The sequence below is a fragment of the Paraburkholderia graminis genome, assembly GCF_003330785.1.
Taxonomy (GTDB): domain Bacteria; phylum Pseudomonadota; class Gammaproteobacteria; order Burkholderiales; family Burkholderiaceae; genus Paraburkholderia; species Paraburkholderia graminis.
Genome location: NZ_CP024935.1, coordinates 472,114 through 498,128 on the forward strand (window position 1 = coordinate 472,114; position 26,015 = coordinate 498,128).

Sequence of the window (26,015 nt, forward strand, 5' to 3'; positions counted from 1 at the left end):
GTCAGGGCGCCACCGGTTGTTTGGCGAGCGGCTGTGCCGCGTCGCTTTCGTGGTGGGCATTGGGTGGGTTGTCGGAAGCACGGCGCGCAGACGGCGCGTGTGACTGCGCTTCGGCGCGCAACTCCAGCGCGGCTGTCACGACTTCGCCGGGCGTCACGCCGAGCAGACACGCGTGATGATGTTGCGGACACTCGCTGCGATAACACCAGCGGCATTCGACATCGCGAAACAGCACGCGATGCGGCGTCTGCCACGGCGTGTGCTGCGGATTCGTCAGCGCGTAAAGATCGACGACGGGCGTGGCAAGCGCGGACGCAAGATGGACCGGTCCGCTGTTATTCGACACCAGCACGCTGGCGCGCTCGATCAGCGCCGCGAGTTCGCCGAGCGACAGCGCCCCGCTCATATCGTGCAGTTGCGCGCGAACGCGAGGCGCGGCCGCCGCGATCACTGCATCGACCAACGGACGCTCGCTCGCGCTGCCGGTGATCAGGATAGGTGCGCCGGTTTCCGTGGCGAGGCGCGTGGCCACCTGGCCGAAGCGCTCCGGCGGATAGCGGCGCGATGCGGCCGTTGCGCCTGGGTGCAATACGATCCACGGGGCGCGGTGTTGGGTGCTGCCATTTGCGCGGCTTTTCGCGTCACTATGCACGCCGCGTGCCGCAAGCTGCTTCGCAAGCGCGCGCCTATCCGAATCCCGCACAGCGAAGCGCATGCGCGTATCGGGCGCTTGTGCGCCGACCTGGCGCACGAGATCGAGTTGCCGCTCCACCTCATGACGCGTGCCCTGCTGCGGCTCCGGTTCGCGCAGCCAGTCGCTGAGCAACGCATAGGGATTCTCGCGGCAATGCGCGAGCCGCCGCGGAATGCCCGCGAGATAACACAGCATCGCAGCGGGCAACGGGCTCTGACTGTAGACGGTGAAGATCACGGCCGCGTCAAAGCCGCCGTGCCGCAAGCGCTCCTGCATCCGCTGATCGTCGGCGAGCGAACGCGCACTCGCGGCCGGATTCGCGACCCACGGCGCTTCGTATTCGATCACGTCGTCGACATCGTCCAGATACGGCGCGAGCGCGGCGCCGCTGCGCGAGCCGAGCAGCGTGATATGACGGCCGGGGCCCGACTCGCGCAACGCGTGCAGCGCGGGCGTGGTCATCAGCACATCGCCGAGGTTGTCGAGCCGCACGCACAGAATCCGCTTGATGTCCTCGCCCCAATGCGCGAGCTGCGGACTGTCGGGCACGCGAGCGTGCGCGAGTGTCGGCTGGGCGATGAGAAGCGGCGCGTTCATCGAGCGGTTTCCTCGCCGGCGGGCGCGGGCCGCGATACCGCTTCGACACTGCGCGCGACGATCTGCGCAGCCTCATACAAATCAGCGGCGCGCGCGCCGGGCACGCGCTGCGGTCCTTCTATCCACTCGGTCTCGTGGCCGTTGTCGAGCAGAATCGTGCGGCATCCGGCGCGATTGCCCGCTTCCACGTCGTCGAGAATGTCGCCGATGAACCAGCTTCGCGCGAGATCCAGCCGATGCTCGCGCGCCGCGCGCAGCAGCAGTCCGGGCGCAGGCTTGCGGCAATCGCAGGCGGTCGCGTAGGGCGCGACCGTGCCGTCCGGATGATGCGGGCACCAGTAAGCGCCGGCGAGCGTCGCGCCGCATTCGCTGAACATGCGCGCGAGTTCGGCTTCCACCTCTTTTAACGCGGCGCGCTGAAACTTGCCGAGCGCGACGCCCGACTGATTGCTGATCACGAACAGCGCGAACGGCTGGCTCGCGAGCAGCGTCAACGCTTCGCGAGCGCCGGGTGCGAGGCGCATCAGCGAAGGGTCGATGTTGTACGGCACGTCGTCGAGCAGCGTGCCGTCCTTGTCGAGAAACACAGCGGGTTGCAGCATGATGATGGCGGTGCCGAAAACGTGAGCGATTCGCCGGAAGCGGACAGTGCGTCCGCCCCGGCTCGACGAAACTGGCTGCGCTGATAGCGCTGCGACGACGCGCGGTGTTCTAGCGGAACGACGCGCCGGCCGCCGCGCGCACGCGAACCTCCACGCGTTCTTCTTCCGCGGTCTTTGCCGGCACGAGCCGCGCGGTGCGCATATAGATTTGCGCGAGCGCTTCGCCCACGCCGCGCCACGTGAACTCCTTGCGTGCGCGTTCAAGGCCCGCTTCGCCCATCCGGCGAGCGAGCGCGGGGTCGCGCCGCAACTGGTCGAGACGCGCGGCCAGCGCAGCCGGATCGCGCGGCGGCACCAGAAAGCCGGTGATGCCGTCCGCCACCGAATAGCGGATTCCGCCGACGTCCGCGCCGATCACCGGCGTGCCGCACGCCATTGCTTCAACCGGCGTGATGCCGAACGGCTCGTACCACGGCGTCGTCACGAAGACGTCGGCGGCGCTATAGAAGTAGCGCAATTGCGCGCGCCCGCGCCGCCCGACGAAGTGAGTCTGGCCGGCGACGCCGCAGTCGCGCGCGATGCCGCGCAAGCGCGCGATTTCCGGCGAGGCCTTTTCATTCGGCGCATCCGAATTGCCGCCCACGATGTACAGCTCGGCCGACGCGCTGAAGGCTTGCTTCAGCACGCCGACGCCACGCACGACGTTGTCGATGCCCTTGCGCTCCACGAGGCGTCCGAGTTGCAGCACGGTGAACTGATCCTGCTGCCAGCCGAGTGCTTCGCGGGCAGTGGCGCGGTCCATCGGATGAAACTCGTCGGCGTCGAAGCCGCACGGCACGGTCTGTATGCGCGCGGGGTCGGCCCGGTAATGCCCGATCAGATCGGCCTCGTCTTGCGGGCATTCGGCGATCACCACGTCGGATTGCGCGACGAGGTCGTCTTCGATTGCGAAGCGCTCATCGGGAAAGCCGTCGTTCGCGCCCTGATGTATCCGGCGCACGCGGCCGAGTGCATGGAACGTCGTAACGAGCGGCACGCCGAGCGCCGCTTTCACTTTCAATGCCGCGAGGCCCGACATGAAGAAGTTCGCGTGCATCACGTCATACGGCGTCTTCTCGCCGCGGAAGAATTCGATCAGAAACGCGGCGAACTCGTCCATGAAAGGCAGCAGCCGTTCTTTCGGCAACTGCATCGGCGGCCCTGCCGGCACGTGGATCACGCGCACGCCGTCCATGTCGGAGATGAGCGGCAGCAGCGCGCGGTCGCGCCGCGTGAACACATCCACTTGATGGCCCATCTCCGTGAGTTCACGCGCGACGTTCGCGACGTAAATGTTTTGTCCTCCGCTGTCGACGCCTCCGGCGACGGCGAGGGGCGAGGCGTGTTCACTGATGAGGGCGATCTTCATTGACATTCCTTCGCGAGATAGGCATTAGCAGGGCGGGCATCGCGCGGTTTGCTGAGCACTCTTATGCAATTTCCGCCGATACGACGCTGTTACCCGGCCACAGCATGTGGTGTGCCTATGCGCAGCAAGGCGCGCAAGAAACGTTGATCCGACAGTGGGTGCGGAGAAGCGCTGTAGCGTTCCCTTTTTCGCGGGAGAGAAGCGGTGTGGCGTTCCCTTTTTCTACAACCCGTCATGTAATTTCGAGTAGTACTTCCTGGAGAAGCGCGAGTTTTTTTCTCTGCGATGCGAGAAGAATCGCGCCTGTCGTCGCGGTCTCGCGTGTGCTAAGTTTTGTCCGACGGCGGGCGCATCGATTGCTCGTCACTGGCCTCGGCGCGCGACTCGACATGCCGCGTTTTTCGTCGCGCCGCTTGTGAATCCGCATAGTGGAATCTAATGCCCGTTGCAGCGTCGTTGCTGCGGCGGCTCTCTCAGGGACCTCATGCCGAACCCCGCCACGCTGCCCCGTTCCCAGTTGACCCGCCGCATTGCCGCCGACCTGACGCGCGCGGTCTGGCGCTACCGCAACCAGACGCTCGCCGCGTTGCTGCTGATGATCTCGGCAAAGCTCGCGACCGTGCTGATACCGCTCGTGCTCAAGCATGTCGTCGACGAATTGGGGCACCCGGTCGCGCAGGCGTTCTTTCCGGTGTTTCTCGTATTGACGTATGCGTTGCTGCGTTTTCTCGGCGACGCGTTGAACGAAGCGCGCGACGTGGTGTTCAGCATCGTGACGCAGCGCACGGTCGCCGCATTCACCGAGCGCACCTTCGCGCATCTGCACCGCATGAGTGCGCGTTTTCACACGAAGCGCGAGACGGGCGCAATCGTGCGCGATGTGCAGAAGGGCGCTGACGGCATCGGTTTTCTGCTTGGCGTAGCGCTCTTTACGATCGTGCCGACCGCGTTCGAAATCGTCACGATTGTCGCGATCATGGTTCACAACTACGCGCGCGAGTTCATGATCGCGATTGCCGCGACCTTCGTCTGCTATGCGGTCTATACATTCATCTTCACGCGGCGGCGCGTCGCGTTCCAGCGCGCGGTGAATGCGCTCGAGGCGCAGTCCGATGGCCGGCTTGTGGACAGTCTGCTCAATTACGACACCGTCAAATATTTCGCCACCGAAGACACCGAAACGCAGCGCCTTTCCGCCGTGCTCGACAAGTGGGTGCACGCGAGAACCGCGAATCAGCGTGCGCTGACCGCGTTGCATGTCGGTCAGAGCGCGGTGATCGCGTTCGGTATCGGCGCGATCATGCTGCTCGCGGCGCAGCATGTGGTGGCGGGGAGCATGAGCGTCGGCGATCTGATTCTGGTGAATGCGTACATCATCCAGATCTGCATGCCGCTCAACACGCTCGGCTTCGTGTTTCGCGAGACCAACGACGCGATGGTGAATGTCGAGCGCATGTTCGAGATACTCGCCGCGCGCGGGCGTGTCGGCGAGGATATTGACGAGCCGGCCGCGAAACCGCTGATCGTGAGCGCCGGGCAGATCTCGTTCGAGCATGTGGACTTCGGCTACGACCCGGCGCGGCAGATTCTGCGCGACGTCGACTTTCATGCGTATCCTGGCAAGACGCTCGCGATAGTGGGCGGAAGCGGCTCCGGAAAATCGACGCTCGTGAAGCTGCTGTTTCGCCTTTATCAGCCGACGAGCGGCACGATACGCATCGACGGACAGGACATCGGCCAGGTCACGCAGAAGAGTTTGCGCGAAGCGATCGGCATCGTGCCGCAGGACACGGTGCTGTTCAACGAGACGATCGCATACAACATCGCGTATGGGCGGCCTTCCGCCACGCGTGCGGACGTGGTGCGGGCGGCGCGCGCGGCGCAACTTGACGAATTCATCGAACGATTGCCGGATCATTACGACACGCGCGTGGGCGAGCGCGGCGTGCGGCTCTCCGGCGGCGAGCGGCAGCGCATTGCGATTGCGCGCGCGATTCTGAAGGACCCGCGCATCATCGTGTTCGATGAAGCAACGTCAGCGCTCGACACGCGTTCCGAGCGCGCGATACAAACCGAGTTGACGCGCCTCGCGCAAGGCCGCACGTCGATTGTGATCGCGCACCGGCTCTCGACCGTGGTCGACGCCGACTGGATTCTCGTGATGGAGCATGGCCGCGTGGTCGAGCAGGGCACGCATCGCGAACTGCTCGCGCGCGACGGCGTCTACGCGAAGATGTGGTCGCTGCAATGGCAGCAGGGCGAACTCGAGCACGCGCAGCGCAAGCTCACCGCGCAATCGGTCAGTCTCGCCGCGCTGATGGCCGGCGTGATCGACGCGCTGCACGACGAAATCGCGGCGCGGCGCGTGACCTTGTACCCGCAGATCAGCGACAACGATCTGCGCGTGACGGGCGACCCGAGCGTGCTGCAACCGCTGATCGCCGACTTGTGCCGCAACGAGATCGAGCACGCGAGGCCCGGGCAGCGCATCGAATTGCGCGTCGAGCGGCATAACAATCAGGTCTGGGTGACGGTGCTCGGCATGAGCGAGAAGCCCGCCGAATTGTCGCAGGCAGCGGCGCGTCATATGGAAGAAGCGCTGTCCGCTGCCGGCGGCAGCTTCACGCTGATGCCGCTCAACGGACGGCTCGCGTATGTGGCGATGCTGCCGCTGCGTCCCGTGGCCGATGCGAGTGGGGGCACTCAAGCGGCGGCGCCCATTGCCGATGCCGACGGCGCAGCGCCGCTCGAAGGTCTCTTCGTGATGGCGATCGACGATCAGGAAGATGCGCTCGACGCGCTCGAAGCGGTGCTCACGGCGAGCGGCGCGCGTGTGCGCACGGCGTCGTCGGGCAAGGAGGCATTGGACTGGTTCGCGCAGACCGCGACCACGCAATGGCCGCATGCGTTGCTATGCGACATCGTGCTCGCCGATGAAGACGGCTATGACGTGCTGCGCCGTTTGCGGCGGCTGGAAGCGGATCGCCAGTTGCCGTTGCAGGACCGCGTGCCGGCCATCGCACTGACCGGCTACGCGCAGGCCGAGGACCGCATGCGCGCGAAAATGGCTGGTTTTCAGGCACATTTGACGAAACCCGTCGCACCGCAGAAGTTGATCGGCGAGATTCGCAACCTTGCGATGGCGACCGCGCGCACGGGCGCGTAGTAACTTTTCGACGCGCTCGCTTGGATCAAGCGATTCAGATCACGTGCTTGCGTCGGCTTTGCCAACCGTAGCCTTCGCGCGAGTGCTTGGCGCGGGCGCGGCCATCTGGCGTTCGCCGATGTGCACCCGTTCGCGCAGGTTGAGTACTTGGGGCGGTAAGGGCTTGCGGTTTTTCAATGCCCACGCGAGACCGCGCAGCAGTGCGAGGCCATCGCGCGCGAGCGTGCCTTCGCGCGAGAACGTGGCGAGCGCCTGCGCTGTTGCGCGGCATGCTTCTGGCCACGGCAGCCGCAGCCACGCGACCCACGCGGCATTGCGCGCGAGTGTGCGCCGCCGCAAAGTGCTATCGCGCGCCGGCGACGGATGATGATGCACCGTCAGTTGATCGCAATAGACAATCGCGTGCCCGGACGCGAGCACATCGAGCGCGACAAGTTCTTCTTCTCCGCCGATGAAAAGACGCGGCTCGTAGCCGCCCAGCTCGCGGAAAAGCGACGTGCGAAATACGCATGCGCCCGCCATGTAGCCGATCAACGCGGGCCCCGGCAGTCCCTCGCTGCCGAGCGGACTCGCGCGCATCACCGAGCACATGGGGTCCGTGATCCTGTCTTCGCCCACCACGACGCGCCCGCTCAAAACACCCACGTTGGGCCACGCGTCGAGCAGTTGCACCGCGCGTTCGAGCGAGCCCGACTCCCACCAGGTGTCGTCGTCGCAGAACGCGACATAGTCGGTGCCGACGCACTCGGCGGCGCGATTACGCCCGGCTGCGCCGAGATTTCCTCCGCATTCAATGATGCATACGGTCGGAAAGAGCGTCCTCACCAGCGCGACGGTATTGTCATTCGAGCCGTTATCCGCCACAAAGATGGGCGGATTTTCTGGAAGGGCGAGTAAGCGCTCGAGGGTGGCCACAAGCTCGGCGGCGCGGTTGTGTGTCAGAACGACTACCGAAATGCGCCGGGAAAGCGGTTTTTTATCCATGCTGTTCTTTGTTCTTGACGGGGCGATTCCCGCTTCAAGCAAACGATGTGCCGTTCGCTTTCAACTGGCTTCAGGTTTGGCCTGCGGTTTTTCTTCACGCTCGTTGTAGCCGCCAGTACTTTTCCTCGCAACAGAGCGTGGTTTCGGCATCAGGGCCGAATGCGCGTAGTTGGCTCGCATAAGCAGCAATCGCTTCGCGCTTCATCTGTTCATGCGAAACGGATTGGCGCGCGGCCGCGGCGAGGTCGTCGGCGGGACTCAGCAGGTAACCGCGCTTCGTCAGTTCTTCAATGCGATCGGGAACCGCGTGTTCCATTCGTCGATACGGAATCTCTTCGTAGGCGTGGAGTACCGCGTCGCCCATCCCGGCGATTAACGAAAGACAGGCATCCGATACCAGTGTGTGATCGGAGTGAAAGAGGCCGAGCGGGACCATGACGTTTTCGGGTTGATACGCCTCTAGCGTGTGCCGCAGTGCTTCGGCCAATTCATCGCGCGACGGAGTGTGAAGGTATTGCGCGTCGCAAAACGGAAGATGGACGGGCCGGGCGCCCAGCATTTCCAGAGCATGGGCGTCTTCCTGTTTGCGCGCTTGCATTGCTTCGAACGCGTCTTTGAATCCCGATTGCCGATCCCAGTCGGTCGACATGTTCTCGCCTGGCGGCGCAGTGAAAACGGTGCAGACAATGGCGGACGGGCTCGCTGTCAGCAGCAGTCCACAGCTCAATACGGCATCGTCCAGATGCGGAGAAACGACGAGTAGGCGGGCGCGTGATTGCATCATTCTTTGATGTAAGTTGTATGGGGCCGGGGGAGCGCTTTTAGAAGCAAATCGCGGACCTGGCTTCCGACGTTGTGGCCGCGATCGCATCCGGGAATGCTAGTTGCTCACTTGGTCGTCGTACCGTTTTTTGCATGAGACCACGTGAGCGAAGCAAAGAACCCGTCGATAGCGGTGGTGCCCGTCGAAGTCCGCCGCGGGCAGATCACGGAGAAGCTGCCGCGCGAAGTCTTTCGCGAACGTTTCATGGCGCGCTTCTACGACCCCGCATTCCGCGCGGAAGACGAGGCGCTCGCGCGGCTCGAAGCGATAGCGTGGGACGCCTATTCGCACGCGCGTAAATCGCCGATAACGGCGAAGGCCGGCGCGGGCTATGCCGATCCCGACTACGAACTGTCCGTCGAATGGCGCGCGGCGAGCGAGCGCATCAAGGCCGCGCAAGTCCGGCAGCGCGATCCGGCTGGCCGTTCGCGCGTGCTCATCGTGAATGCCTCGTCGCGAAACGACTATACGTGCCCCAGTGAAATGTCGAAGAGCTTCCGCCTCGGGAAAATCGCGCAAGGCGCGCTCGAGCGGCGAGCGTTCGACGTCGACTTCCTCGATCTGTCGCGCCTGAATTCCGATCGCGATCTGCATATTCATCCCTGCAAAGGCTGTGTCTCGACGGCGATGCCGCTGTGCCACTGGCCATGCAGTTGCTATCCGAATCACTCGCTCGGTCTCGTGAACGACTGGATGAACGAGATTTACGAGCGCTTTGCGGCCGCGCATGGTGTGATTTTCGTCACGCCTGTCTATTGGTATCAGGTCGCGAGCCCGCTCAAGCTGCTAATGGATCGCCTCGTTTGCGCGGACGGCGGCAATCCCGATCCCACCTCGACGCACGGCAAGACGCCCGAGGAGGCGAAGAAAATCGAGCTTGCCGGCTGGGATTACCCGAAGCATCTGGCGGGCAGGGCTTATGGCCTCGTAGTACATGGCGATGTTGCCGGTATCGAAGGATCGCGCCGTGCGCTGAGCGATTGGCTCGACTGGATGGGACTGATAGAAGCCGGTCCGAAGTCGCGGCTCGACCGCTTTATCGGCTATTACGAGCCTTATGCGACGAGCCACGCGGCCCTCGATCATGACGAGGCTATGCAGCAGGAAGTCGTGAATGTGGCGCAGGCGGTCGCCGAGCGCGTCGAGCAAATACGCAACGGATACAAGCAGCCCGACGACGCGTTGCAAACGCCGCGCGCGAAATAGGCGCCCGTCGTCGCAGTGTTTCATCAACGTTTAACGCAATAGGGAAGGGTAAGCATGACAGACAAGGAAGCGGACGAACGGCGCCGGCTCGGTGGGTGGCTGCCGAGCAATGAGGAGCAACTCGCGCAATACCGCACCGACCTCGCGGAAAAAGCTCGCGCCCGTGCGGCGCATGCGCCGCGCACGGCAGCGGTCGAACAGCTCGCCGCGCTCCTCGACGGCGATCCGGTTCTTCGCATGGATATGACGCGGGCTATCAATCAGGCGCGCGATAAGGGCTATGTACTCGGCTATTCGTCGATAGAAGAGTTGATGGTCATCATCGACTATCTGATGACTTATGCGCCGCCGTTCAGCGAAAAGAGCCTGATTCACTGCCCGTTGAATGCGGTACTCGATTGGCCGATGTGCATGCCCTCCGGTTATGCGCTGTTTCGCGACCCTGCGTTCAATCAGCAGATCAAGCATGTGCTTGATTGCTGGTGCGGATTCCTGAGCGGACCGCATTCGCGCGAGCATCTGAATACGTCGCCCCCGAACGGATGGTTCTCGCCCGAGGCCGACGAGAAGATCAACCTTTCGCAGTTCGTGTGTGATCCGGACAAGCCGTATTGGGGCTTCTCTTCATGGAACGACTTCTTCACGCGCCGCTTTCGCGAGGGCGAGCGGCCAGTGGATCAGCCGGATAACGACAAGATCATTGTCAGTCCCTGCGAGGCGGCTCCGTATAACATCCAGAGAGACGTCAAACTCACCGACAGTTTCTGGATCAAGGCGCAGCCTTATTCACTGCTGGACATCTTTTCGGCCGGCCAGCGGGAGCTTGCGCAGCGTTTTGTCGGCGGTTCCATTTACCAGTGCTTTCTCAGTGCATTCGATTACCACCGCTGGCATGCGCCGATCGCGGGCGTCATTAAAAAAGCTTATGCACTGGACGGCACCTATTACTCGGACGCCGATGCGGAAGGCCGCGATCCCGGCGGTCTTAACGACTCGCAGGGGTACATTACCGCGCTGGCGGCACGGGCAATCATCGTGATCGAAAGCGACGATCCAGCCATTGGCCAGGTGGGCTGCGTATTTGTCGGTATGGCCGATGTATCGTCGTGCATCATCGAAGCACTGCCGGGTCAGCGGGTTTCAAAGGGCGACGAAATAGGCTTTTTCCAGTACGGCGGTTCGACGTGCTGCCTCGTATTCGAGCGGGACGTGATCAGCAGTTTCGTTCCGCAGCCGCCATTCGACAACGCATCGTCAATCAAGGTGAAAACGCACGTTGCGACGGCGCGCTAGCGAAACGAAGCGTTGGTTCGTTAGTGACGTTCAAATGCCGCGAAGCGCGACTCGCTCCGCGGCATTTTCTTATTACAAGCGACTTCTCAAATAGCGGATCGGAACTCAACCCGGCTGCTTACCCGATCCAAGATCTGCTCCCGTCACCGGATCGGTCGCAGTGTCCGAAGCGGTTCGCGAAGCCAGCGCGCCGAGTACTTCGACGTCCGCTTGCGTCACGTTCACCGACGGCAAACCGTCGCCGCCGTCCACCGCCGGTTGCGGCGCTTCCACGAACTCCCATTCCGGCCCTTCGTTCCATGGACCGCGTGCGTCGCCTTCGCCCGAGGACATGTTGTAGTACACGTTTGTAAATTCTGGAACGCCCGGCAGCTTGCCCTGCGGGAAGTTCGGCTGGATAGAATGCAGCGCTTTTTCGAACGACTTCTGGTGAGCGATTTCGCGCGTCATCAGAAAGCCGAGTGCGTCCTTGATGCCCGGATCGTCCGTGATATTCAGCAGCCGCTCATAGACGATCTTCGCGCGCGCTTCCGCGGCGATGTTCGAGCGCAGATCGGCGGTCGGCTCGCCGATCGTGTCGATATACGCGGCCGTCCACGGCACGCCCGCGGAGTTCGTCAGCGGAGGCCCGCCGCCGTACAGCAGCGCGGTCGTGTGCGAGTCGTTGCCGCCGCCCGTCAGCGAACGATACAACTCCGCTTCCTGCTCGACGCCTTCGGCCAGTTGGCCTTTCGCACCCTTGTTCAACATGGCGACGATCGAGCCGATCACTTCGAGGTGGCTCAACTCTTCCGTGGCGATGTCGAACAGCAAATCCTTGCGGCCCGGATCGTCTTCAGCGACGGCCTGGGTGAAGTACCGGCACGCGGCTGCCAACTCGCCCTGGGGCCCGCCGAATTGCTCGAGCATCAGATTGGCGAGGCCCGGATTAGGGGCGGCGACACGCACGGTGTATTGAAGTCGCTTGTTGTGAACGAACATTGGCTTCTCCGTTGAGTATGGTTGGGAAACGTTGGACTGCACGCTTGCCTGCGCATGCGCCGTACCTGGTGCGAATGCGACGCGCTACGGTCAATCACATGCCCGTCCGCTTCGCCAGGCACACCCGTTGCGCGATGCAGGGCTCCTAACCACTACCTTGGGAGTTGCATATGACACAGCGAAAGACTGTCGATGATCTGTTCGTTCACATGCTGTCGGATATCTACAGCGCCGAGAAGCAATTGACCAAAGCACTGGCGAAGCTCTCGCGCGCTGCGTCCGATCCGCAATTGAGCGAGGCATTCAAGGTTCACCTGGAGGAAACGCAGGGACAGGTGGAAAGAATCGACAAGGTTGTAGAAAGTTGTGGCGTGAAGTTGAAAAGAATGAAGTGCGTCGCGATGGAAGGGTTGATTGAAGAAGGCCAGGAACTCATCGACGAAATCGAAAGAGGACCGGTGCTCGACGCGGGTCTCGTCGCGGCCGCGCAGAAGGTGGAGCACTACGAAATCGCGTCGTACGGCAGTCTCTGCGCGATCGGCAAGCAGTTGGGCTTTACCGAGGCGGTTAATCTGCTGAAGGAAACGTTGGAAGAAGAAAAGGCTACGGATCTGAAGCTCACCGAATTCGCGGAGCGCGCCGGCAACGAGAAGGCGAAGCAGCAGAAGTAAGCAGCGGTAAGCAGCGCGGTTGCCGTCGAATGACGAGCGAAAACCCGCCCGTTTCAGGGCGGGATTTTTTTATGTCCAGCAACACACCGCGCGGCGCGGAACCTGTATCAGGTTTTATCGCCCACAGCGCGGCTTCCCACCTGGTCGAGTTTGCCTTGCAACTCGGTTTTGCGCTTCACGATCTTCTGGCCGAGCCCTTTGACGTCGAGATTGGCCTTGCGCAATTCGGGGAATAGCTCGTTCTCTTCTTCCTCGACGTGATGTTGCACCATTTCGCTCATCACCTTGAAAGTCGCGTCGAAGCCCTTATCGCCCGCCTTCAGCGTTTCGAATTTGCTGATTAACGTCTTCACGAGAAAGTGCTCGACGTAGGCTTCCTCGACATCGACGACATCGCTCGACGGAAGCGCTTTACCCGCGGCGGGATAAAGAAGTTCTTCCTCGATGATGGTGTGAATGGTCAGTTCTTCACACGCGCGTTGGGCGAGGGTGGCTTTCGCTTCGAGATCGTCCTCTTTGGCCTGCTTGAATGCGGTGAAAAGCTTTTCGACCGCGCGATGGTCCGCGATCAGTAATTCCAGTGCGTCGTCGGTGTTGGGGGTTGGTTGTTGTTCCGGCATGTCGCTCTCCATGTTGGACGCCGCCGCGTGGCGGCATGTCTGAGCGAAGCATCGCAAGCATTGTGCCCGTTGGCGGGCGGCTCTCTGCCAACAGTCAGCTTTTGCTCTTGCGCGGCGCCGCGGCATTCACGAGCGGATTGAATGCGGCCCTTCCAGCAGGCTTGCGTGCGGACGTGTCGGCGTCTTCGCTCTTCGCGGAGCCGCGTCGCCCGTTAGACGACGTACCGCGTGTGCCGCCGGATAATTGCCTCGCGAGTTCGGCGCTGTCTTCGTCGTCTTCTTCTGCCGGCCCTTCTTCCTCGACTTCTTCTTTGACTTTGCTCGCTGCACGGCTTGTCTTTTTCGTTTTCGGCGCGCCCGCAATATGTTCGATGATGGACATGAACGACTTGCGCGCCGCCCGCAGCGATTCGCCCGGCAGCATGGTCAGAGCGACGACTTCGTGAAGCGAGCGTCCATCCACGGAGCGCTCTGTCGGCTCAGTGTCCCAGTCGGGATTCGCCGTGGCGAACGATGCGATAAGCCGTTCGATGACGGCGGGCGACAGTACGCCGCCGTCATACAGACTGATGATCGCGCGCTCGGCGAGAGCGAATGGTGTGGCGGAAGCTTTGGGCACCGGTCTCGCCTCCTGGCCGATAGAGCGCGCGCGAGTTCAGTGGCTTGAGTTCTTTAAACAGCCTGTCGCGCTTCGCTGCCTTTCAGCTCGCCATGACGATGCGCGTGAGTGGCTGCGTATTTGAGTTCGAAGTGTGCGCCTTTGCCGCTGCGTGTCGGCGGAAAATGTTCTCCCTCTACGCAGGTCACTTCGAATGTTTCCTTGCCGTCGTCATGAACGACTGCATAGATGCCGGACGTCTTGACGATTTCGCCGGGCTTGAACGAGTTATCTCCTGCCATTTGAAACTCCGTGAGTGAATAGGCGACAAGCTTTGCGATGCAACGCTTGTGCCACGCGCGTAAAATGCGGCGCTCAGAAAACACGCAACGGGCTCGACCTTCGCGCGGGGCCCACAGGACTGCCTTCGCCAAGCAGTACCTGAACGATTCCGCGCGTCGATACGCTCACCCATGCGGAGTGGATGTCTTTCGCGCGAACCCAGCGGCATCGAGTGATCTCTCGGCCCGGAATAGGCTCGATGTCATCGGGAATACGCGCGGCGAATACATAGTGGCGAGTGCGCGCGCCCCAGAATTCGAAGATGTAGTGAAGCGCGAGATCGGTCAATTGCGTTTCTTCCAGAAGTTCGCGAATGGCCGCTGCCGCGACCGCTTCGCCAGGCTTGCATCGGCCGCCGGGCAGCGCCCATCTTCCATTCGATCTCGCGACGAGGAGGATGCTATTGGCGCGTAGACAGAGTATGGTGGCTCGCTGCTTCATCACATATCGGGCAAGAAAGGGCGACCTTACAAAGCATGCACTATGCCTTCCCGGCAAGCGTCCGGGAACCACAAATGCTACTCGCAGGGCAGCGTCTTCCGAGCCTGCATGGGTGGGCTATTGTTGCAATTCAATTTGAATCATTGTCTGTAGAGGTGGCGAACATGTCGAAGCCGCATCGGTTTCCCCCCGCGCTCGCGGTCCCTGGTATCGTATTTATCATTATCGGTTTGGCGTTAGCCGCGGGCGGAGTCCCGCTGGTCACGCTTGGCGGCTCCTGGTATTACGTCATAACGGGCATTGCGATCGCGCTGACCGGTGTGCTGCTGTTCATTCGCCGGCGTTCGGCGCTCTGGTTGTTCGCGCTCGTTCTATTCGGTTCGACCATTTGGGCGGTCACGGAAGCACGCTTCGATTTCTGGCAATTGCTGCCGCGTTTGTGGGTGTGGCTGGTGCTCGCGTTGTGGCTGCTGTTGCCGCCCGTCGCGGGCAAACTGGTGTTCGGGCCGCCGGCCGCGCATCGCGAGGGCGTGGTGCCGTTGGCTGCGGCCGTGATCGTGACGGTGCTGCTTGGCATCGGCACCGCATTCAATCATCCGTACGATCGCCCCGGCACGCTGGCCTCCACCGCCGCGGCGCCGAGCGCGACGCTTGCCGGCGATGCGAATCGGCAGGCGGGCGACTGGACCGACTATGGCGGCTCGCCGTTCGGTCAGCGCTATTCGCCGCTTACGCAGATCACCCCTGAAAATGCGCGGCAATTGAAGGTCGCCTGGCAATTCCAGACCGGCGACAAGCCGGGTCCGGGCGACCCGACTGAAACGACCGATGAAAATACACCCATCAAGGTGGGCAACAAATTGTTCCTCTGCACGCCGCACAGTATCGTGATTGCACTCGATCCCGCGTCGGGCAAAGAACTGTGGCGCTACGATCCGCATATCCAGAGCCCCGTCGGTTTCAAGCACTGGGAACATATGACATGCCGCGGCGTGTCGTATCACGACGACGCGATGTATTCGGCGAATGCCACGACCGGGGCCGCGGGAAATGCAGCGGGGGCTTCGGCGCCGGGCACGAGCACTGGTGAGAATGTGGCTTCAAATGCGGCCTCGAATGCGGCTGCGGCTTCGGGCGCGACTGCAAGCGTGACTGCGGATGCATCTTCCGGCGCGGCTGCATCGACGCCTACGGCCGACGCCGCATCGGCAAGCGCCGAATCGGCGAACGCGGCTTCCGCGGCGGCCGACACTACGCAATCCGCATCGGCCGCGACTACTGCGAGCGATACTGCCGCCGCCACGCAGCAGACAGCCAACGCCAGCACCAACGCTGCAGCCAGCGCCGAATGCCCGCGCCGCATCTTCCTGCCGACCGCCGACGCGCGCCTCATCGCGCTCAATGCGGACACGGGACAACCGTGCACGCACTTCGGCAATAACGGTCAGATCGACCTGCGCACGAACATCGGCCCGTTCACACCGGGCGGTTATTACTCGACATCGCCGCCGGCGGTCACGCGCGATCTCGTGATTATCAGCGGTCACGTCACCGATAACGAATCGACCAACGAACCCTCCGGCGTCACGCGTGCATTCGACGTGCATGACGGCCATCTCGTGTGGAACTGGGACGCGGGCAATCCGGACGCGACGCAGCCCGTTGGCCCCAACCAGACATATGTTCGCAATTCGCCGAATATGTGGTCGGTGTTCAGCGTCGACGAAAAGCTTGGCATGGTCTATCTGCCGCTCGGCAATCAGACGCCGGACCAGTGGGGCGGATTGCGCACGCCGGCTTCCGAGAAAGTGGCAGCAGGCGTGGTTGCACTCGACCTCGCAACCGGCAAGATGCGCTGGAATTATCAATTCACACACCACGATCTGTGGGACATGGACGTCGGCGGCCAACCTTCGCTAATCGATTTGCAGACGGCAGGCGGCGTGCAGCCTGCGCTAATTGCATCGACGAAACAGGGCAGCATTTATGTGCTGAACCGCGAGACCGGCAAGCCTATCGTGCCTATTACAGAAGAACCCGTGCCGCAAGGCGCCGCGTCGGGCGACCACACATCGCCGACGCAGCCGTTCTCCGCACTTAACTTCAAGCCGCCGAAAGTGCGTGAACGCGACATGTGGGGCACTAATCCTTTCGATCAGTTGTGGTGCCGCGTCAAATTCAAATCGCTGCGTTACGACGGCATGTTTACGCCGCCTTCGGAACAGGGATCGCTCGTATTTCCGGGCAATTTCGGTGTATTCGATTGGGGCGGTGTCGCGGTGGACCCGGTGCGGCAAATACTCATCGCGAATCCGAGTTACATGGCCTTTACTTCGAAGCTGATACCGCGTTCGCAGATTCCGTCGGATAACGGCGAGAAGAAGGGCAGCGAAACGAGCGGCATCAAGCTCGCTCGCGGCACGCCGTATGGATTCGAGATCAACGCATTTCTTTCGCCGCTCGGCATTCCGTGCCAGGCGCCGCCGTGGGGTTATGTCGCGGGCGTCGATCTGCGCACCAACAATATTGTGTGGGAGCACAAGAACGGTACGATCCGCGATAGCGCGCCTTTGCCGATTCCGATGCCGCTCGGCGTGCCGAGTCTCGGCGGCATGGTGACGACCGCCGGCGGCGTCGCATTCCTCTCCGGTACGCTCGACTACTATTTGCGCGCCTATGACGTGCGTAACGGCGAGCGCTTGTGGGAGGCGCGCTTGCCCGCAGGCGGCCAGGCTACGCCGATGACCTACGCGGACAGCAATGGCAAGCAGTATGTACTCGTCACCGCGGGCGGCCACGGCTCGCTCGGCACGAAGCAGGGCGACTATGTGATTGCGTACACGCTGCCGTAATCAAGGGTTTGCATTGAAGACCAGAGCGCCGGCGAGTACGAGGAAGAACTCCCTTGTATTCGCCGGCGCAATACGCAGTACGCATTCGCAACGCGCGACTATCGACAAAAATTTGAAAACGTTACGCGTCGGCGAGCAAACATTTCACCGGGCACAATTGAAGAACCCGTTCCACAAAAGAGTTAATGCGTAGCCGCGCGTAATATAACTTTCAATACGCCTGCTATTAGACCTACCGTGGCCACGCCCAGCATCCATAAACCGACGAACCATGCGAATCGTCGCCACATGTCAGTGGTATCCCTCGCCGGGGCGCATTTTGCCTTTGAAGACGGAATACGCGTAGACGGTGTAGCCGAGAATCATCGGTACGGTAATCGCAGCGCCTACCAGAAGAAATAGCAGGCTAGAGTGCGGCGCAGCGGCATCGCGGAAAGAAATGGCGGGCGGCACAAGATTGGGATAGAGGCTGATGAGAAGTCCCGCATAGCAAAGAATGAAAATGCCATAGGCAAACAGCAAGGGCAGTACATGCCTGCGCGCCGACAGACTGCGCCAGAAGCCGGCCGCGAGAAGAACCAGCAAGATCGGCACTGGAGCCGTGAATGCAATCGCCGGCCAGCGGAACCAGCGTTCGGCGAGCGACCCTTGCAGCATCGGCGTCCATAGCGTGACCACCACGATGAGCGCGAGTACCGCCACGGCCATGCTGCGCGCGTAGCGCCGGCAGCGTTCATGCAGTGGACCTTCGGTGCGCCAAATGAGCCAGCATGAACCCAGCAACGTATAGCCGACGATCACCGCGAGTCCGCACAACACGGTGAAGCCCGTGAGCCAGTCCCACCAGCCGCCGGAATACGAAACCCCTTCGACGTGGATGCCCTGAAGCAATCCGCCGAGTACGAGGCCCTGGCATAAAGCAGCCATGACGGAGCCGGAAAAGAAGGCGACGTCCCACCACATGCGCCCCGAGCCCGTTGCGCGAAAACGGAATTCGAAAGCCACGCCGCGAAAGACGAGTGCGAGCAGCATTGCGATGATCGGCGGATAGAGCGCGGGCAGAATGATCGAATAGGCGAGCGGAAAAACGGCAAAGAGTCCGCCGCCGCCGAGTACGAGCCATGTCTCGTTGCCGTCCCATACCGGCGCAATGGAATTGACCATCAGGTCGCGGTCTTCCCGATTGCGCTCGACGGCGAACAGAATGCCCACGCCCAGATCGAAGCCGTCGAGCAGCACGTACGCAAGCACGGCAAACGCGAGAATCGCGGCCCATATGAGCGGCAGATCAATCGTGGCGGCTGTCATGGCGTGGGTCCTGTGAAAGAGCGTTATCGCTAGAGGCCGATGCTGGTTGCCGTTGCGCGGGGCCCGGCGTGATGCCCGCGCTTCTATGCGGCTTGTCCTTCGCGGGCCCTTCGGTGGCGAGCGACGGCGGCCTCGCCATGAGCCGCAACAGGAACACCATTGCCGCGCCGAATACGATCAGATAGACCACGCCGAAAGCCGCGAGCGATGTTGCAACGCCGGGCGCGGCGATGGGCGATACGCTGTCGACGGTACGCAAGTGGCCATACACGGTGTAAGGCTGACGGCCGACTTCGGTCACGGTCCAGCCGCACAACAGCGCGATCAGGCCGGAAGGTCCCATCGCGACCATGAGCCGGTGCAGCCAGCGCGCGCGATAAAGCGAATGCCGCGCCCGCAATGCGAGACTCGCAAAGCCGGTCAGCGCCATCAGCACGCCGAGTCCGACCATGATGCGAAAGGTCCAGAAAATAAGAGGTGAAAACGGACGGTCGGCCGGCGCAAACTCCTTCAAACCTTTAATCGAGCCGTTCCATGTATGCGTGAGAATCAGTGCGCCGAGGTGCGGAATCTCGACGGCGTAATCGGTTGTTTCCGTCTTCATGTTTGGCATGCCGAACAATATGAGCGGCTGGCCCGGTTTCGATTCCCAGTCGCCTTCGAGTGCGGCGATCTTCGCGGGCTGATGCTTGAGCGTATTGACGCCGTGCTGGTCGCCGGCGACGATCTGGATCGGCGCGACGATACACGCCATCCATAACGCCATCGAAGCCATCAGCCGCGCCGGCTCGTTGCTCGAATCGCGCAGCAGGTGCCACGCACCCACCGCGCCCACGATGAACGCCACGCTCAAATACGCGGCAAGCACCATATGCGCGAGCCGATAGGGGAACGACGGATTAAAGATGATGCTGAGCCAATCCGCGGGAAAAAAGCGGCCGTCCACTATCGTGAAGCCCTGCGGCGTTTGCATCCATGAATTGACGGCCAGAATCCAGAACGCGCTCATCAACGTGCCGATCGCCACGAGCGCCGTGGCGAGAAAATGCAGTCTGGGTCCGACGCGCTTCATGCCGAACAGCATCACGCCGAGAAAGCCCGATTCGAGAAAGAATGCGGTGAGTACTTCGTAGCCCATCAGCGGGCCTACTACAGGACCGGCACGGTACGCAAAGCCCGCCCAATTGGTGCCGAACTCATACGACATGACGAGGCCCGACACCACACCCACGCCGAACACCACGGCGAAAATCGTCAGCCAGTAGCGAAATACGGCCAGATAGACCGGCTTGCCGGTGACGAGCCACGCCCCTTCGAGAACCGCGAGATAGCTGGCGAGCCCAATCGACATCGCCGGAAAAATGATGTGAAAGGCGATGGTGAAGCCGAATTGCGCGCGGGCGAGAAAGAGAGCGTCAACCGAGGGTGGCATCGCGGAACCTCGAGTAAGGGACGTGAGCGGACATCGACGAACGGGCAATCGCCCGGCAAGCGCTCATGCAGGGTAGCAAATACGTGACCCGACTGCTTGAATGGATGCGGCAGTGCGAACGGGCACGCGGTAGTGCCTTGTAACTCGCCGTGTAACCCGCCTTGTAACCCGCCTTGTAACCCGCCTTGTAACCCGCCTTGTAACCCTATTGTCAGCAGCAGTGCTCATTGCGCGGCACGGGTACATGCTTTGCTCACCGCCTGTACATTGACGATCGCGCGGAGACGATGATGAAAGAGAGCGATACCACACGAGACTACCCGTATGCATCCGGCGGCTGGGGGTCGTTGAAAGCGGTCACGACGATCCTGGCGCAGGAGCATGTGAGCGTCAAAGACAGCGCAGCGCTGCGCAAGCAGAACAAACCGGACGGCTTCATGTGCGTAAGCTGTTCGTGGGCGAAACCGGCCGACCCGCACGTGTTCGAGTTTTGCGAAAGCGGTGCAAAGGCGACGGCGTGGGACCTCACATCGAAGCGGATGACGCCCGAGTTCTTTCAGCTTCACACCGTAACTGAACTGTTGTCATGGCACGATCATGATCTGGAGGAAGCCGGGCGGCTCACCGCGCCGTTGCGCTACGATCCGGCCACCGACAAGTACGTGCAGGTCGAATGGCAACAGGCATTCGACGAAATTGGCCGCGAACTGAATCAGCTCGATCCGGACAGCGTGGTCTTTTACGCGTCGGGCCGTGCATCGCTCGAAACCTCATACATGTACCAGCTTTTCGCGCGCATGTATGGCACTAACAATCTGCCGGACAGCTCGAACATGTGTCACGAGAGCACCAGCGTCGGCTTGAAGGAAGCGATCGGCGTAGGCGTCGGCACGATTACGCTCGAGGACTTCGAGAAGACCGATCTGATGTTCTTCTTCGGCCAGAATGTCGGCACCAATAGTCCGCGCATGCTTCACCAGTTGCAGGACGCGCGCAAACGCGGCGTGCCTATCATCACGTTCAATCCGCTTCGAGAGCCGGGCCTCGTGCGCTTTGCCAATCCGCAATCGCCGGTGCAGATGCTGACGCCCGACAACACGCAGATCAGCACGCAATATCATCAGCTTAAGACGGGCGGCGATACCGCGGCGATTCTCGGCATCTGCAAGGCGGTGATTGCCGCCGACGATCTCGCCATCGAACAGGCGCGACCGCGCGTCATCGACGTCGACTTCATTCGCGAGCACACAACCGGCTATGAAGCATTCGCGAACTATGCGCGCGAGGCGTCGTGGGCGGACATCGAGAAAGTGAGCGGCTTGCCGCGCGAGGCGATAGAAGCTGCGGCAAACGAATACATGAAAGCCAACGCCGTGATGATTCATTACGGCATGGGACTCACGCAGCACCGACTCGGTGTGCAGAACGTGCGCATGGTATGCAACCTGCTCTTTCTGCGCGGCAATATCGGCAAGCCGGGAGCCGGGCCTTCTCCGGTGCGTGGGCATTCGAACGTGCAGGGGCAGCGCACCGTCGGCATCACGGAGAAACCGGAACTCGCGCCGCTCGACAAACTGGCCAGTCAGTTCTCGTTCGAACCGCCGCGCAAAAAAGGCTTGAATACCGTCGAGGCATTCGAGGCAATGCTTAAAGGCGAGGTTAAAGGCGTGTTCAATCTCGGCGGCAATCTCGTGCGTTCAGTACCCGACCGTTTGCGCATTGAACCCGCATGGCGCGGTTTGCGTCTGAACGTGAACGTTGCGACGAAGCTCAACCGCAGCCATCTCGTGCACGGCGAGATTTCGTACATTCTGCCGTGCCTGAGCCGCATTGAGATCGACCGGCAGGCGAGCGGCGAGCAAGCTGTTTCGATGGAAGACAGCACCGCCTGCATGCATGGCTCGCATGGCGTGGCCGAACCCGCGAGTGAGAACATTCGCTCGGAGCCGTACATTGTCGCCGGCATTGCAAAAGCGACGCTGGGCACGCGCTTTAACGTCGATTGGGATGCGTGGCGAGACGATTACTCGGTGGTGCGCGACGAAATAGCGAAGACGTACCCGGAGATTTTCCACGATTTCAATCAGCGCATGTGGACGCCCGGCGGATTTCACAAGCCTTTGCCAGCCAGCCAGCGGCAATGGAAAACAAAGAGCGGCAAGGCGGAGTTCCTCGTGCCCAAGGCGCTAGGCGAAGATCCCGACATGCCCGAGCGTGAACCGGACGCGCTGCGGCTCATGACGCTGCGCTCCGACAGCCAGTTCAATACGACGATCTACGGTCTCGACGACCGCTTTCGCGGCGTGCAAGGCAGCCGCATGGTTGTGCTGATGAATCCGGACGATATGGCGGCGAGCGGTCTTTCCGAAGGCGACAAAATCGGCTTGCAGACCATCGCCGACGACGGCTTTGACCGGCGTGTGAGCGGCTTTACCGTGAAGGCGTATGACATTCCGCGCGGCTGTATCGCCGGCTATTACCCCGAGTGCAATCCGCTATTGCCGCTGTGGCATTACGCGGAAGAGAGCAAGGTGCCAGGGGCGAAGTCGATTCCGGTGAGGATTGTGGATAAGCCGGGCGTGCAGGTTTCGGCGTGACAAATCAGCCGGGCTTCCTACAGCCCGGCTGATCGTAAGTGCGTAATCAGCGCTTAATTGGCGCTTAATCGGCGTACCGAGTTCTGCGCGATTTCGGCAGGCAATGCGTCGCGCCGATCACAAGCAGAGAGCCGAGCAGAAACGTGGCGACCGGAAAAGTGCCTGCCGTATTCACCGCGATTTCGCGCGGACGTTCGCCGAGAAGCTGGAGTCTGCGGCGCGTCATCTTCGCGCCAAGCGAACGCAGCTCGTCCTTCAACGCGCGTTCGGCGGTGGGCAGCAGTACCGTTTCCTCATCGGCCACATGGTGCATGACTTCGCGCATCAGTTGCTGAAAGAGGCCGTCGTAGGCTGCGTCCTCGGGACCGGTCGCGCGCAGCTTCGCAATCGTCGCGCGCATTTCGTCGTGTTCGGGGCGGCTCTTTTCGAGCGTCTGATCTTCGCTGAGTACGCCGCCCAGCGCCGGATAAAAGATCTCTTCTTCCAACTGCGCGTGAATTTCGAGCGCGGCACACACTGAATTCACAATTGCGCGCTTACGCCACCACGCGGTGTCCGGATGATAGCGATGGAACGCGGTGAGTACATGCATATGATCCAGCCGGATCATTGAGGTGATGGTGGGCGACATCGACGAATTGCTATCGGGCATGGCAGTTCTCCAGAATGACGCGGCGCCAGGCGTCGGTATTGGGGATTGTCGGCATGCGCAACATCGGCATGCGGGCGCTCGCGGATGCGCGACATACCGCATTCTCCGTACCTGCGACGCTGCATTAGTCGCGTTACTTACGTCAGTCCGGAATTTTTTCTATGTCCCGCAGCCAGACGGTTGCTTCGCTATCGCTCGGCGCGCGCCAATCGCCGCGCGGCGACAGTGAACCGCCGGAGCCGACTTTGGGTGCATTGGGAATGCACGAGCGCTTGAACTGACTCGTGTGAAAAAAGCGCTCGGCGAAAATCGCCAGATTGCGTTTAATGTCGGCCAGCGTGTACTGATTGCGCGCAACATTCCGGCCCGCAGGCCAGACGCCATGCTCCCGGTCGGCCCACGCGCTATGCGAGAGAAACGCCACTTTCGACGGAGCAAAGCCGAAACGCAACAGGTAGTACAGATTGAAGTCCTGCAATTCATATGGCCCGATGATGCTTTCGGTTTTCTGATCGATAACTTTCTCGACTTTGCCGGGCACCAGTTCCGGGCTGATCTCTGTCGCGAGAATCTGTTCGAGCACGCGCGAACCCGCGTCGCCTACCTGACCCGATTCCGCGACCCAACGGACCAGATGTGTGATGAGCGTCTTCGGCACGCTCGCATTCACGCTGTAGTGCGACATGTGATCGCCGACGCCATATGTACACCATCCGAGCGCCAGTTCGCTGAGATCGCCGGTGCCGATCACAATGGCGTGATGAAAATTGGCGAGCCTGAAAAGATGGCTGGTGCGCTCGCCGGCCTGAACGTTTTCGAATGTGACGTCGTACTGTTCTTCGCCGGTCGCGAATGGATGATTCAGGTCCTTCAGCATTTGCATGCAGCTTGGACGTATGTCGATTTCCTGCATCGAGCAGCCCACGGCCTGCATCAGATCTTTCGCCTGCTGGAGCGTGCGGCTGCTGGTCGCAAAGCCCGGCATCGTATAGCCGAGGATATGCGAGCGCGGCAGTTTCAACCTGTCCATTGCTTTTGCGCAGACGAGCAGTGCCTGAGTAGAATCGAGCCCGCCCGAAACGCCGATCACGACTTTCGAAATGTTGGCCGCGCCGAGCCGTTGAAGCAGCCCTTGCACCTGAATGTTGTAGACCTCGGCGCAGCGTTCGTCGCGCGTCGCCGGAGTGGACGGCACATAAGGGAAGCGGTTGATCGCGCGCATGAGCGGAAGATGCTCTGCGTCCGGCAGCGAAGCCGGCACGCTGACCACCTGGAATTTGCGGACTTCGTCTGCATGGCGGCGCGTCGATTGACCGAAAGTCGTCTGCCGCATTCGTTCGCGCGATAGTCGTTCGAGATCGACGTCGCCGAAAATGATGTGCGACGTATCGAGAAAACGCTCGGACTCCGCCAGCAGTTCGCCGTTTTCGTAGATCAGCGCCTGGCCGTCCCATGCAAGGTCGGTGGTGGATTCGCCGCGCCCCGCCGACGAATACAGATACGCGGACAGGCATCGCGCGGATTGCTGCCCAACCAGTTGATGACGATAGCCCGACTTGCCGATCACGATGTTCGACGCAGACAGGTTCACGAGCACGGTCGCGCCCGCCAGCGCGGCGAACGACGAAGGCGGCACGGGAACCCATACGTCCTCGCATATTTCAATGTGAAAGCGAAAGAGCGGCGCGCCGGGAACGTCGAATAGCAGCGATGCGCTAAACGGCGCCTGCTGTCCGCACAGCGTTACTTCGGTAGATGAAGCATTCTCCGCCGCGCTGAATTGCCGGGCCTCGTAAAACTCGCCATAGTTCGGCAAATAGCTCTTCGGCACGACGCCGCATAGCTTCCCGTTTGAAATGACCAGTGCGCAATTAAAGAGCTTATGCTCGATCTTCAGCGGTGCGCCGATCACGAGTACCGCGGGAATGTTGGTGGACGCCGCAACGATGTCGCCAATTGCCGCTTCGCATGCATCGAGCAACGCGCGCTGATGGAAGAGGTCGTCGCATGTATAAGCGGATATGCCCAATTCGGGAAACACCACGAGCAACGCACCCTTTTGCGCGGCTTCCCGCGCGAGCCGCAGCGTTTCCTGGGCGTTGAATTGCGGATCGGCGACGCGGCACACCGGAACCGCGACCGCGACACGTGCGAAATCGTGACTGTAGAGATTGAAAAATGATCGCGTCATGGTGCGCGGCGCCTCGCGTTCGGCAACTGATTGAAATAATGCTCGATCCGCGACAGTGCATAAAGCGCGGCGTTCTGCCTGATGGTCGTACGGTCGCCGTCGAACACGCGAGTCTCGCTGAACATGTATTCGCCGTCGCGGCGCTTGTAGCGCCACGCGAAGCATTGCGTGCCCGGCGCGAGATCGGTGCCTTTCGGCGGCGGGCCTGCAATTCCCGTATTCGCAACGGCAATATGCGCCGAGCAGGCTTCGAGCGCAAGCACGCCGGTGGCCATCTCGCGGGCGACTTCCTCGCTGGTCAGGCCGTGCTCTTCGATCGTCTGCGCCTGCACGTTGAGCACACCGCATTTGCCCGATGGCGAATAGACGACGAATCCCATGTCGAGGCACGCGCCGCTACCCGGCACGTCTGCGATCAGCGATGCAATCAGACCGCCGGTACACGATTCGGCGGTCGCGATCACGAGACCGCGCGACGACAGAAATCCAACCACGCTGCGGGGAATATTCATTTTTGTCCTCTCTCATTCAGGGCATGGACCGATCACTCTCTGTGC

Annotated in this window: 21 protein-coding genes; 6 read left to right on the plus strand and 15 right to left on the minus strand. The window is 61.6% G+C overall.

The genetic code is table 11. The features are described from left to right. Position 1: 1 nt before the first annotated feature. The 3 genes from waaF to CUJ91_RS20315 form a co-directional block, all read right to left on the minus strand. Positions 2-1,291 (minus strand): lipopolysaccharide heptosyltransferase II, encoded by a 1,290-nt coding sequence (gene waaF, locus CUJ91_RS20305; protein ID WP_114156962.1) that lies wholly within the window; start codon positions 1,289-1,291, stop codon positions 2-4. Next, positions 1,288-1,893, minus strand: coding sequence for a D-glycero-alpha-D-manno-heptose-1,7-bisphosphate 7-phosphatase (locus CUJ91_RS20310; RefSeq protein ID WP_053859471.1), 606 nt, complete (start codon positions 1,891-1,893; stop codon positions 1,288-1,290). Before CUJ91_RS20310 ends, waaF begins: the two co-directional genes overlap by 4 nt. A gap of 109 nt (positions 1,894-2,002) precedes the next feature. Continuing rightward, on the minus strand, positions 2,003-3,301 hold the full coding sequence (locus tag CUJ91_RS20315) for a glycosyltransferase family 4 protein (protein WP_114156963.1): 1,299 nt from the start codon (positions 3,299-3,301) through the stop codon (positions 2,003-2,005). Positions 3,302-3,785: 484 nt separating this feature from the next. On the opposite strand from CUJ91_RS20315, the gene CUJ91_RS20320 reads away from it, so the two are divergent. Next, the gene (locus tag CUJ91_RS20320) at positions 3,786-6,467 is read left to right on the plus strand and encodes an ATP-binding cassette domain-containing protein (RefSeq protein WP_114156964.1); all 2,682 of its coding nucleotides are present in this window, start codon (positions 3,786-3,788) and stop codon (positions 6,465-6,467) included. Between the two features lie 39 nt (positions 6,468-6,506). Here the strand turns inward: CUJ91_RS20320 and CUJ91_RS20325 are convergent, their stop codons facing one another. Together CUJ91_RS20325 and CUJ91_RS20330 are read right to left on the minus strand one after the other, a co-directional pair. Beyond that, positions 6,507-7,451: a glycosyltransferase family 2 protein gene (locus CUJ91_RS20325; protein WP_114156965.1), complete on the minus strand. Its 945-nt coding sequence runs from the start codon at positions 7,449-7,451 to the stop codon at positions 6,507-6,509. Between the two features lie 94 nt (positions 7,452-7,545). Then, positions 7,546-8,235, minus strand: coding sequence for a PIG-L deacetylase family protein (locus CUJ91_RS20330; protein WP_114156966.1), 690 nt, complete (start codon positions 8,233-8,235; stop codon positions 7,546-7,548). A gap of 213 nt (positions 8,236-8,448) precedes the next feature. Here CUJ91_RS20330 and CUJ91_RS20335 point away from each other — a divergent pair, with 213 nt between their 5' ends. Both CUJ91_RS20335 and CUJ91_RS20340 read left to right on the plus strand, forming a co-directional pair. Further along, the gene (locus CUJ91_RS20335; protein WP_029966266.1) at positions 8,449-9,480 is read left to right on the plus strand and encodes a flavodoxin family protein; all 1,032 of its coding nucleotides are present in this window, start codon (positions 8,449-8,451) and stop codon (positions 9,478-9,480) included. A gap of 54 nt (positions 9,481-9,534) precedes the next feature. Continuing rightward, a complete protein-coding gene (locus CUJ91_RS20340; protein ID WP_006049350.1) occupies positions 9,535-10,773 on the plus strand; it encodes a phosphatidylserine decarboxylase family protein in 1,239 nt (412 codons plus the stop codon). Positions 10,774-10,878: 105 nt separating this feature from the next. On the opposite strand, the gene CUJ91_RS20345 is transcribed toward CUJ91_RS20340, so the two are convergent. Further along, a complete protein-coding gene (locus CUJ91_RS20345; protein ID WP_006049351.1) occupies positions 10,879-11,754 on the minus strand; it encodes a manganese catalase family protein in 876 nt (291 codons plus the stop codon). Positions 11,755-11,924: 170 nt separating this feature from the next. Between CUJ91_RS20345 and CUJ91_RS20350 the strand changes: the two genes are divergently transcribed. Further along, the gene (locus CUJ91_RS20350; RefSeq protein WP_006049352.1) at positions 11,925-12,425 is read left to right on the plus strand and encodes a YciE/YciF ferroxidase family protein; all 501 of its coding nucleotides are present in this window, start codon (positions 11,925-11,927) and stop codon (positions 12,423-12,425) included. Positions 12,426-12,532: 107 nt separating this feature from the next. On the opposite strand, the gene CUJ91_RS20355 is transcribed toward CUJ91_RS20350, so the two are convergent. From CUJ91_RS20355 to CUJ91_RS20370, 4 genes are all read right to left on the minus strand, one after another. Continuing rightward, a complete protein-coding gene (locus tag CUJ91_RS20355; protein ID WP_006049353.1) occupies positions 12,533-13,045 on the minus strand; it encodes a hemerythrin domain-containing protein in 513 nt (170 codons plus the stop codon). A gap of 94 nt (positions 13,046-13,139) precedes the next feature. Further along, the gene (locus tag CUJ91_RS20360; protein WP_114156967.1) at positions 13,140-13,664 is read right to left on the minus strand and encodes a hypothetical protein; all 525 of its coding nucleotides are present in this window, start codon (positions 13,662-13,664) and stop codon (positions 13,140-13,142) included. Between the two features lie 53 nt (positions 13,665-13,717). Next, positions 13,718-13,945 carry a hypothetical protein gene (locus CUJ91_RS20365; protein ID WP_107708859.1) on the minus strand — a complete coding sequence of 76 codons (228 nt, stop codon included), beginning with the start codon at positions 13,943-13,945 and terminating at the stop codon, positions 13,718-13,720. 73 nt (positions 13,946-14,018) lie between these two features. Then, the gene (locus tag CUJ91_RS20370; protein WP_114156968.1) at positions 14,019-14,426 is read right to left on the minus strand and encodes an NUDIX hydrolase; all 408 of its coding nucleotides are present in this window, start codon (positions 14,424-14,426) and stop codon (positions 14,019-14,021) included. Positions 14,427-14,590: 164 nt separating this feature from the next. Between CUJ91_RS20370 and CUJ91_RS20375 the strand changes: the two genes are divergently transcribed. Further along, positions 14,591-17,278 carry a glucose/quinate/shikimate family membrane-bound PQQ-dependent dehydrogenase gene (locus CUJ91_RS20375; RefSeq protein ID WP_114156969.1) on the plus strand — a complete coding sequence of 896 codons (2,688 nt, stop codon included), beginning with the start codon at positions 14,591-14,593 and terminating at the stop codon, positions 17,276-17,278. 291 nt (positions 17,279-17,569) lie between these two features. Here the strand turns inward: CUJ91_RS20375 and cydB are convergent, their stop codons facing one another. Together cydB and CUJ91_RS20385 are read right to left on the minus strand one after the other, a co-directional pair. After that, positions 17,570-18,586, minus strand: a complete 1,017-nt coding sequence (gene cydB, locus CUJ91_RS20380) for a cytochrome d ubiquinol oxidase subunit II (RefSeq protein ID WP_029966253.1) — start codon at positions 18,584-18,586, stop codon at positions 17,570-17,572. Continuing rightward, entirely contained in the window at positions 18,567-20,018 is a 1,452-nt protein-coding gene (locus CUJ91_RS20385; RefSeq protein WP_114156970.1) for a cytochrome ubiquinol oxidase subunit I, read from the minus strand. Before CUJ91_RS20385 ends, cydB begins: the two co-directional genes overlap by 20 nt. Before the next feature lie 290 nt (positions 20,019-20,308). Here CUJ91_RS20385 and CUJ91_RS20390 point away from each other — a divergent pair, with 290 nt between their 5' ends. Then, positions 20,309-22,615, plus strand: coding sequence for an FdhF/YdeP family oxidoreductase (locus tag CUJ91_RS20390; protein WP_029966249.1), 2,307 nt, complete (start codon positions 20,309-20,311; stop codon positions 22,613-22,615). Positions 22,616-22,679: 64 nt separating this feature from the next. On the opposite strand, the gene CUJ91_RS20395 is transcribed toward CUJ91_RS20390, so the two are convergent. The 3 genes from CUJ91_RS20395 to CUJ91_RS20405 all read right to left on the minus strand — a co-directional run bounded on the left by CUJ91_RS20395 (position 22,680) and on the right by CUJ91_RS20405 (position 25,970). Then, a complete protein-coding gene (locus CUJ91_RS20395; RefSeq protein WP_006049360.1) occupies positions 22,680-23,267 on the minus strand; it encodes a hemerythrin domain-containing protein in 588 nt (195 codons plus the stop codon). Positions 23,268-23,409: 142 nt separating this feature from the next. After that, positions 23,410-25,458, minus strand: coding sequence for an NAD(+) synthase (locus CUJ91_RS20400; RefSeq protein ID WP_114156971.1), 2,049 nt, complete (start codon positions 25,456-25,458; stop codon positions 23,410-23,412). Next, a complete protein-coding gene (locus CUJ91_RS20405) occupies positions 25,455-25,970 on the minus strand; it encodes a CinA family protein (protein ID WP_107708847.1) in 516 nt (171 codons plus the stop codon). Before CUJ91_RS20405 ends, CUJ91_RS20400 begins: the two co-directional genes overlap by 4 nt. Positions 25,971-26,015 lie beyond the last annotated feature (45 nt).

Coding starts and splice junctions, on each gene's coding strand:
- waaF (WP_114156962.1), bottom strand. CDS start 1,291: ATGAACGCGCCGCTTCTCATCGCCCAGCCGACACTCGCGCACGCTCGC.
- CUJ91_RS20310 (WP_053859471.1), bottom strand. CDS start 1,893: ATGCTGCAACCCGCTGTGTTTCTCGACAAGGACGGCACGCTGCTCGAC.
- CUJ91_RS20315 (WP_114156963.1), bottom strand. CDS start 3,301: ATGAAGATCGCCCTCATCAGTGAACACGCCTCGCCCCTCGCCGTCGCC.
- CUJ91_RS20320 (WP_114156964.1), top strand. CDS start 3,786: ATGCCGAACCCCGCCACGCTGCCCCGTTCCCAGTTGACCCGCCGCATT.
- CUJ91_RS20325 (WP_114156965.1), bottom strand. CDS start 7,451: ATGGATAAAAAACCGCTTTCCCGGCGCATTTCGGTAGTCGTTCTGACA.
- CUJ91_RS20330 (WP_114156966.1), bottom strand. CDS start 8,235: ATGATGCAATCACGCGCCCGCCTACTCGTCGTTTCTCCGCATCTGGAC.
- CUJ91_RS20340 (WP_006049350.1), top strand. CDS start 9,535: ATGACAGACAAGGAAGCGGACGAACGGCGCCGGCTCGGTGGGTGGCTG.
- CUJ91_RS20345 (WP_006049351.1), bottom strand. CDS start 11,754: ATGTTCGTTCACAACAAGCGACTTCAATACACCGTGCGTGTCGCCGCC.
- CUJ91_RS20350 (WP_006049352.1), top strand. CDS start 11,925: ATGACACAGCGAAAGACTGTCGATGATCTGTTCGTTCACATGCTGTCG.
- CUJ91_RS20355 (WP_006049353.1), bottom strand. CDS start 13,045: ATGCCGGAACAACAACCAACCCCCAACACCGACGACGCACTGGAATTA.
- CUJ91_RS20365 (WP_107708859.1), bottom strand. CDS start 13,945: ATGGCAGGAGATAACTCGTTCAAGCCCGGCGAAATCGTCAAGACGTCC.
- CUJ91_RS20370 (WP_114156968.1), bottom strand. CDS start 14,426: ATGAAGCAGCGAGCCACCATACTCTGTCTACGCGCCAATAGCATCCTC.
- CUJ91_RS20375 (WP_114156969.1), top strand. CDS start 14,591: ATGTCGAAGCCGCATCGGTTTCCCCCCGCGCTCGCGGTCCCTGGTATC.
- cydB (WP_029966253.1), bottom strand. CDS start 18,586: ATGACAGCCGCCACGATTGATCTGCCGCTCATATGGGCCGCGATTCTC.
- CUJ91_RS20385 (WP_114156970.1), bottom strand. CDS start 20,018: ATGCCACCCTCGGTTGACGCTCTCTTTCTCGCCCGCGCGCAATTCGGC.
- CUJ91_RS20390 (WP_029966249.1), top strand. CDS start 20,309: ATGAAAGAGAGCGATACCACACGAGACTACCCGTATGCATCCGGCGGC.
- CUJ91_RS20395 (WP_006049360.1), bottom strand. CDS start 23,267: ATGCCCGATAGCAATTCGTCGATGTCGCCCACCATCACCTCAATGATC.
- CUJ91_RS20400 (WP_114156971.1), bottom strand. CDS start 25,458: ATGACGCGATCATTTTTCAATCTCTACAGTCACGATTTCGCACGTGTC.
- CUJ91_RS20405 (WP_107708847.1), bottom strand. CDS start 25,970: ATGAATATTCCCCGCAGCGTGGTTGGATTTCTGTCGTCGCGCGGTCTC.